Source organism: Parafannyhessea sp. (genome assembly GCF_051876455.1).
Classification (GTDB): Bacteria; Actinomycetota; Coriobacteriia; order Coriobacteriales; family Atopobiaceae; genus Parafannyhessea.
The window spans coordinates 1-1,826 of record NZ_JBJEHW010000193.1; the positions used below are offsets into that span (position 1 = coordinate 1).

A 1,826-nucleotide genomic window follows, 5' to 3' on the forward strand; every position below is an offset into this window, starting at 1 on the left:
TCGTCGTGACGCACGACCGCTGGTTCCTGGACGAGGTATGCGAGCACATGTGGGAGGTTCACGACGGCGTGATCGACCCGTTCGAGGGCGGCTACAGCGCCTACATCCAGCAGCGCGTCGAGCGCGAGCGCCAGGCCGCCGTGACGGAGGAGCGCCGCCAGAACACGCTGCGCAAGGAGCTCAACTGGCTCGCCCACGGGGCCAAGGCCCGCTCGAGCAAGCCCAAGTTCAGGATCGACGCCGCGATGGCGCTCCTCGCCAACGACCCGCCCCTCAGGAACACGACGGAGCTCAAGCGACTTGCCGTGAGCCGCCTTGGCAAGCAGGTCATCGAGATGAAGAACGTGAGCGCGGGCTACGAGGGCCACAAGGTGCTCGACGGCATCGACTGGCTCATAGGCCCCGGCGACCGTGTGGGCATCCTAGGCGAGAACGGCGCCGGCAAGTCGACGCTGCTCAAGGTCATGTGCGGGCGCATGCTGCCGAGCTCCGGCTTCGTCAAGATCGGCAAGTCCGTGCGCTTCGGCATCCTGTCCCAGCACCTGGACCAGCTGGCCGAGAAGGACGACTGGCGCGTGCAGGAGCTCCTCTCCACGTTCAAGAAGTACTACATGGTCGACGGCAAGCCCCAGACTCCCGAGCAGCTGCTCGAGCGCCTGGGGTTCACGCGCCGCGAGTTCCCCACGTTCATCAAGGACCTGTCCGGCGGCCAGAGGCGGCGCCTGTCGATACTCTGCGTGCTCCTGCGCGAGCCCAACGTGCTCATCCTGGACGAGCCGGGAAATGACCTTGACACCGACATGCTGGCCGTGCTTGAGGACCTGCTCGACACGTGGCCGGGCACGCTCATCATGGTGAGCCACGACCGCTACCTGATGGAGCGCGTGACGGACGACCAATACGCACTGATCGACGGGCACCTCCGCCACGTGCCTGGCGGCGTGGACGAGTACCTTAGCCTCTTGAATGCTGGCATACAAAACCGGAATTCGACAGGAGCCGGAACCGGCGCTACCGTAGGCGATGGTTCTGCGAAGGCGCAGTCCACCCAACCCGGCGGGCTCACCAACGCCGAGCGTCGCGACCTCAAGAAGCGCTTCGACGCCGTCACGCGAAAGCTGCAGAAGAAGCAGGGGGAGCCCGACCGGCTCCGCGCGAAGATGGCCCAGATCGACGCTTCCGACTACCAGGGGCTCATGGAGGCCCAGAGGGACGTGGACGCGGCCGAGGCCGAGCTGGACGAGCTCGAGACCGAGTGGATCGAGCTCTCGGACAAGCTGGGAATCGACTAGGCAATCGTCCGCTGGAGGTCATTGGTTTTGCACGAGCTTCTCTCTCGCTTCCTGCGCCCGTATCGGGGGCGCGTGGCGCTTGGCATGGCTGCCAAGGTGGTCGAGGTGGTATTCGACCTGATGACGCCCGTCATCGTGGCACGCATGATCGACCAGGGCGTCGCCCACCACGACGCGGGCCTGGTCGTGCGCCTGGGGGGACTCCTCGTCCTTCTCGCCTGCGTGGGCTACTGCTTCACGCTGGTGTGCCAGAAGATGGCCGCACTCGTTGCGCAGGGCGTCGGCACGGACGTCAGGAACGACCTGTTCCGCAAGGTCATGGGGCTCTCCGCCGCCGACGTCGACCGCTTTGGCACGCCGTCGCTCACGACGCGCCTCACCAACGACGTCAACCAGGTACAGCTCGCCGTCGCACTGGGCATCCGCCAGCTCATCCGCTGGCCGTTCCTGGCCGTGGGCTCCATGGTCGCCGCGTGCCTCATCGACATCAAGCTCGGGGCGATCTTCCTGCTGTGCACGCCGATCATCGGACTC

Annotated in this window: 2 protein-coding genes; both read left to right on the forward strand. The window is 66.0% G+C overall.

Annotated features, from left to right (window positions below):
• On the forward strand, positions 1-1,292 hold a 1,292-nt coding region (locus ACI38Z_RS08220), incomplete at its 5' end, for an ABC-F family ATP-binding cassette domain-containing protein (protein WP_439789713.1).
• Between the two features lie 27 nt (positions 1,293-1,319).
• Positions 1,320-1,826 (forward strand): ABC transporter transmembrane domain-containing protein (locus ACI38Z_RS08225; RefSeq protein ID WP_439789714.1); only part of this gene is annotated, 507 nt, incomplete at its 3' end.